At 26.5% G+C, this 6550-nt stretch carries 9 protein-coding genes and 1 pseudogene; all 10 read left to right on the top strand.

Translation table 11 applies throughout. From position 1 onward, the window contains the following. Positions 1-56: 56 nt before the first annotated feature. Positions 57-287: a hypothetical protein gene (locus tag AJ887_RS00770; protein ID WP_002881838.1), complete on the top strand. Its 231-nt coding sequence runs from the start codon at positions 57-59 to the stop codon at positions 285-287. Between the two features lie 342 nt (positions 288-629). Beyond that, a complete protein-coding gene (locus AJ887_RS10100; protein WP_002881839.1) occupies positions 630-956 on the top strand; it encodes a hypothetical protein in 327 nt (108 codons plus the stop codon). Between the two features lie 250 nt (positions 957-1206). Continuing rightward, a complete protein-coding gene (locus AJ887_RS10340) occupies positions 1207-1821 on the top strand; it encodes a lipase family protein (RefSeq protein WP_315940865.1) in 615 nt (204 codons plus the stop codon). 89 nt (positions 1822-1910) lie between these two features. Next, a pseudogene (locus tag AJ887_RS10095) lies at positions 1911-2611 on the top strand (hypothetical protein); the annotation flags it as partial. A 7-nt stretch (positions 2612-2618) separates the two neighbouring features. Next, complete coding sequence (locus AJ887_RS00745; RefSeq protein WP_251814491.1) at positions 2619-2912, top strand: hypothetical protein; 294 nt, start codon at positions 2619-2621, stop codon at positions 2910-2912. Positions 2913-3080: 168 nt separating this feature from the next. Beyond that, positions 3081-4601, top strand: a complete 1521-nt coding sequence (locus AJ887_RS00740) for a DUF6402 family protein (protein ID WP_070284669.1) — start codon at positions 3081-3083, stop codon at positions 4599-4601. Continuing rightward, positions 4602-5099: a hypothetical protein gene (locus AJ887_RS00735; RefSeq protein WP_070284667.1), complete on the top strand. Its 498-nt coding sequence runs from the start codon at positions 4602-4604 to the stop codon at positions 5097-5099. It begins immediately after the preceding gene. Next, positions 5086-5217, top strand: coding sequence for a hypothetical protein (locus AJ887_RS10335; RefSeq protein WP_257841651.1), 132 nt, complete (start codon positions 5086-5088; stop codon positions 5215-5217). Before AJ887_RS00735 ends, AJ887_RS10335 begins: the two co-directional genes overlap by 14 nt. Beyond that, positions 5218-5646: a hypothetical protein gene (locus tag AJ887_RS00730; RefSeq protein WP_261659753.1), complete on the top strand. Its 429-nt coding sequence runs from the start codon at positions 5218-5220 to the stop codon at positions 5644-5646. 134 nt (positions 5647-5780) lie between these two features. Then, positions 5781-6550: hypothetical protein (locus tag AJ887_RS10330; RefSeq protein ID WP_261659752.1), on the top strand; the 770-nt coding region annotated here is incomplete at its 3' end.

The raw sequence follows: 6550 nt of genomic DNA, 5'->3' as shown, positions 1-6550 counted from the left end.
AAACCACAAAATTACATCTTAATTTTAATAAAATAGAGAATCTAAGGAGATAACCCATGACATATATATTACTTCTTATTATAATTTCTACTATTCTTTCTTATCTTATATTAAAATTTATTTATAAAATCATCTTTAAATCTACAAAAAGCGTTTCAAAGTTTTTAGTCTTTCTTGGAAGTATAGGCTTAATTATCTTTTATTATACTCCTTATTCTTATTATTTAGAGCCTAGTTATTGGCAATTTAGGAATATGTGTAAGTTAAATGAACTTCCTAAAGTATAATAAGATTCTAGGGTATTTTGGATTAAGTTTGGATACATTAGATTGGGAGGAGCTGAATAGAAGAGCTTATAAAATAAGTAAAGAATAGCAATTCTATTTGCAAAATTTTAGAGAATATGCAACATATATAGGAGAAATAAAAAAGACTAGATATGATATAATGGCTATTCTGTATAGCAATAAAAAACTTATCTCTAAAGATAACATTACATCAATAATTTTACTTGATACTTGGAATACAAGACGTTACAATTTAGAGTAAGAATCTGTGGCTAGTTATAATATTGAGTGGATAGAGATAGAAGAATATTGCAGTTTGTACTTCAATACAAAGGAGCAAAAATGGACAATAAAGGATTAATCACTAAATTACGAGACAATGCAGAACTTCCTTGGGCAGCCTATGGATATTTTCATTTAGCTAATGAAAGTTATAAGCCAGAGGAAAATAGTAAGGATTGGAAAAGATTAAAATATTTTAGAGATATTAAAGAAGATACAACCCAATCTGTATTCCCCACCCTAATTGATATTCTCAACATAGAATACAAATATTTTAAAGATGAAAAAACAGGAAAGCTAAAAATGGCTTCTTTGATGATGAGTTATTTAGTGGCGACTTCTCCCAACTCCAAGCCAAACAATTCTTTTCTCGCTATGATTTATTAAAACATTGTCCTAATACAAATTCAGGTTTTTCTGCTACTTTATTTGGAGAAAAAAGAAAACAAATTGATAGTAAAACAAAAGAAGAAGGCTATACCAGTGAATATGGCTATATCAATTATATTTTAGCCATTAGAGGAACAGAAATGGATTTGTTTGTAGCTGATGCTTCTTTAACCATAGGCTCTATACCTAAAGCCCAATATGATGATATGCTAAACTTTTATGAAACTTGTATTAAGATTATCCACAAATCAAAGAAAAAGATTCTCTTACTATTACAGGACACTCTCTTGGAGGCTGTCTAGCACAACTCTTTGCTTTAAGTATCTGTAATGATAGGAATAGAAACAATATCAAAGCTTTATATACTTGTAATGCACCTGGAGCTAGAAAGATAGCACCTCCTTATGATTATATAGTAAAACTCTTTATATTTCACAGTAAAGAACAACAAGAAAGATTTATAAAAGAAGAAATAGAAAATATAGCAAATAGAGCAAGAGATTTAGGCAAAGATAATATTTTCTTAGAAAGTAAGATACGAGAGATATTACACAAGATAATCCAAGAAAAACAAAGTCAATACTATGGGATAACAATGAGTCTTTCTACTCATACAACAATGATGACACTTGATATTAATGCCATTCCTATCTTAGCAGATATTGCACCATATTATAGACAACTTGCTTATAATTATTGGCAACATTTTAAAGAAGATAGGAGACACCTCAAAATTTTGAACTTAAAGGAGATGAAAGATATATATAAAAACTCTCAATTCAAGATTCTATCTTTCATTGTGAATCAAGTAATAATGAATATAAAAATGAATGGTATATCGGCTCTCCTATATCAAAACTAGGGATTAAGCTAGGATTACATCAAGACAATCAATATAGCGATACAACACTGCTTCATACAATCAATACAAGCTCTGGAGTAACAGGGGAGCACTCCATTATCCCCCTTACCCAAACTCTCTATTTTTATTCTTATCTTTTAGAATTAGATGCTAACTATAATAAGGTCAAAGATAAAAGCCTTAGTGAGTGTATAGAGTATCTTAATCATTTTATGAAAAATATTCAAATTTATACAGAAACTTTTGTGTTAAAAAATAATGCTATTAATAATAAAAATTTCGCTCTTAAAAATGGACCTCTTGGACTTTTTAGAAGTTCTCCAGAAAAAATCAATCATTTTGAATATTTTCTTTCATTAATAGCCACCATAATGCAAGAAACAAATGGTATTTTAGAAGAGCTTGGAGATAATTATTATGCAAGCTATAAAGCTCCTACCACTAGTCAAACAAAAATCATAGATTTTATTTTAAAAGTACATGAAAAAGAAAAATATATTTTAATTCTTGATAAAAATGATTTTAATAAATACAGAAAAGATTGTTCCTTTATTAATAATCAAGAAAACTTAGCTCATAAAATTGCCATTGGGGAATTTAGAATTTTCATTGTAGTTTATAAAGATATGAAATGTCTTGAAAATATTAATAATATAACAAAAATATATGGATATAATTCAAAAAGTTATAAAATAAAAGATCAAATTTGGGATGAGCAATATTTAGGTGGAGTTTGTAAAATATCACAAGCTTTTATTTTAATGGAAAAGCTAAAATAGGTATTATTTAGGAAAATTATGATAGGTAAAGACTTTTTATATTCTATTCATAAAGATAAAAAAAGTATTTATTTGTTTTGTGAAAATAAAAGCATCATTGATTGTCAAAGTATTTATGATGAACTTTATAAATTAGAAGCAACGACAGATTTTACTTTTGAAGAACTTCAAAACTATCAAGCTTATATCTTCCTAAACTCCACTCTCCTTACAGGATCAAATGAACTTCCTAATAATCCTTTTTACTTTGGAGAATTAGATCAAGATAATACTATAAAACAAGATACACCTAGTTATTATTTTTTCTCCTAGTAATGAATTCAAATGCAAATCATAAAGGATAAAATAATATATGAAAACAAGCCAAATATATGAAACTTTATAAATATGCTAGAATGTGCTGGACTAGGTATTCTATAAATTTAAATGAGAACATGCTTAAGGAATTTCTAAAAAATATAAAAACAATAGGATGAAATAATGGATGAAGAACTTTTTTGGGAAAACATTGTTCCGGTAGGACATATTAATGAAGAAACTTTAAAGAGCCAAATTTATATTAATAATATAAATTTTAGCACTTTGCAATATGATGAAACAGTTTTACCTACAGAATTAGAGTGTTGTTATAATGAATTTAAATACTATCAAAAAAGCAATAATGAAATAGCAACACTAGGTTGGGCTATTAGCTATCAACTTCAAGTATTGTGGCAAAATAGCCCTAAGATAGATACAATACAAAATTATCATCTCCCCGTAAAACAAAATAAGCCTAATAATCCCCAAGCAGAACAAAGACTAAAAGAAATACAAAATTTCTTACAAAGTAAAGGTATAGAACCCCTTATTTTACATTATACCCCTTATCCAAACAACACACAAACCCAAGAAATGAAAAGACTAAGGCAAAATTCAGAGCGTTTTTCGCACCATGTAGATAATAAAACAAATGAAGCAAGAGAAGAAAGGCGTTCTATTAAATTTTACACTACGCTAGATTGGGATAAGTTTTATTCTCATTTTCCTATAATAAAAAGACTAAGTAAAAAATTTCATACAAAAGAAGACATATACACTCAAAATTTTGCAAAGCAAATAGAAAAAATTTTAAGAAAAACTCATAATATTTTGATATTAAAAAATTTGCCTCAAGGAGAATATAAATTTGATTTTGCTATCGATATAAAAGAAAATCGAAGCGATAAAAATGAAGAATCTTATATCATCATTAAAGAAAATGATGAAATTTCAAAAGATTATAAACGCATTTTAGACTGTAAGCCCTATGAGCTTGATACTTTAAATTGTCAATATATAGGTATGGGTGATGATGAGTTTTTCAGACAAATTTGGCAAAATTTAGGTATAAATATTGCAGAGAAATTTAAGGTAGATTTTTCTTATGCTAGACTTGATAAATTTATTTTTGCGACATCGCCATTTGGACTTACTTATAATACATATGAGACTTTAGAGCAAACTTATGATGAACTCATGCAAGATCTATCTCTTTATGCTTGCAGTGGTAAATTTTCTTTTAATTTTGTTCCTTCGAAATTAAGCATTAAAAAAGAAATTCAAGGAGATAGAGAAAAGGTATCATACCGCGTTGATGAAATGCTTGTTTATGTTTATGATAGCTTTGATTTTTTAGATCAAGGACATGAATTTGATGATAAGGGAAATTTTATCAAGCTAGGACAACCTGTTGGAGCTTGGGATTTTAATGAAAAGAGTTTTAGTATTTGGGGTTCTACAAGACAAATGGGAACTTATAGGTATAGTGATATAGTACAAGATACTTTTATTGAAATAACCTTTGAGGACATCTTGCAATCTCCAAAAACTAAACAATATTATATTTACAATCAAGATTATCAAGACTATCAAAAATTCACTCCTTATGGTTTGGATTTTAGACTTTATAGTAAAGATTTTATCACTAAACTTGATTTTAAAGATGAAGCTTATAATGTGCTTTGTGATACAGGAGTTTAAATGGGAGATAGTATTACGCTTTCTATTTTTGTAGGTTCATTACTATCCATTGCTGTTATCACAAAATTTTATCTTATAGCTTTATCTGTGCTTATTGCCTTTTCTATTTTAAATTATTGGATGAGAATTAACATAAAAGAATTTGTAAAATCTTATTTTTTAATATCTTTTATTATCTTTTTTATGGCTATTGTTATCATATTTTATCTTACTTATGATCTTGAAACTTCTAGAGGGCTTGTATTGCTTGGTCCTCCAGAAATTGAAAAATTATCACCACAAGAATATAGAGTGCGTAATTATTTTAAATTTTTAACCTTTGCAACTATGTTTTTTTTAGCAATCACATTTTTTATACTTCCTTGTTTATTACAAGCTTATTTATTTAAACGCTATAGCACAGGAGAAAAACGCAAAAAATTAAGTTGGTTTATAGGGTTTGCGTGTAATATCTTTTTATTAATTGTGAGTTTTTATAAGTTATATGAAAATCTTTAAAGACTATCAAAAATTCACTCCTTATGGTTTGGATTTTAAACTTTATAGTAAGGATTTTATCACTAAACTTGATTTTAAAGATAAAGCTTATAATGTGCTTTATAATACAGGAGTTTAAATGGGAGATAGTATTACACTTTCTATTTTTTGGGGTTTATTTGGATTTATTCTTGCTTTTACTAATATAAAATTTTATCTTACAACTTTAAGTGTTCTTGTTGTCTTTTCTATTTTAAATTATTGGATTAAAATTAATATAAAAGAATTTGTAAAATCTTATTTTTCAATATCTTTTATTATCTTTTTTATGGCTATTGTTATTGTATTTTATCTTACTTATGATCTTGAAACTTCTAGGGATCTTGCATTACTTAGCTCTCTAGAAGCTAAAGAATTGTCACCGCAAGAATATAAAGCATATAATTATTTTGGATTTTTGACTTGTATAACTATGTTTTTTTTACAATCACATTTATTATACTTCCTTGTTTATTACAAGCTTATTTTTTTAAATGTTATAGCACAGGAGAAAAACACAAAAAATTAAGTTGGTTTATAGGGTTTTTATGCAATATTATTATATTAATTGCAAGTGCATATTTGATGTATATATTTTAAAGACTATCAAAAATTTAATATATTTGATATAATATTCATTTATCTTGAATATTTAGAAAAAAAATGGATAGAGAATTATTTATAACAAGGCTTGCTTTTATAAACAATGACGAAATAGACACAATAGATAAAAATTCATCCATAGCATATTTAAAAGCCTTATATCAATGTGAAAATTCCATAGCTATAAATTATAATCAAGAAGATCTTTTCACTCAAGCTACTGCTATAAACAATTTAGGCTATAATTCTACTTTCACAAAAATCTTCATCCTAGATAAAGAAAATCTAAATGATACCTATCTTGATGCTAGAAAAAGGCTTTATAAATCTATCAATACTTTAAAAGAAAAAAGAAATGAAAAAATAAAAGATATCCAAGACTATTTAGATAAAGAAATTTCCTTACAAGATAATCTAAATAATCAAAGCTTTAATACTAAGGAAAATGATGTTAATTTAATTTTAAACGAAGTATTTAACATAGAGCAATTTTATGATAAAAATACCAATACCATAGTATTAAAGACAAATAATATAAAAATCATATTCTTAGATAAAGTAAATTTACAAGATTTGCAAGATAATTCTAACAATACTTCTTTCATCTCTATGTCAAATTTGATCCATATTTATGATAATCATTGTGATATTTTTGCAAAAGATAGAAGTGTTTTGGATATAAAGGACATAGAAGAAAAATATCAAATAGATTTTAAAAGTTTAGATACAAAAATCTTCCTAAACTCCACCCTCCTTACAGGCTCAAGTGAACTTCCTAATAATCCTTTTTACTTTGGAGAATTAGATCAAGATAATACTATAAAACAAGA

This window comes from Campylobacter sp. BCW_6466, assembly GCF_001762835.1.
GTDB lineage: Bacteria > Campylobacterota > Campylobacteria > Campylobacterales > Campylobacteraceae > Campylobacter_D > Campylobacter_D jejuni.
The sequence above is the reverse complement of the archived record's forward strand: the minus strand, read 5'-3'. Positions and strand labels throughout refer to the sequence as shown.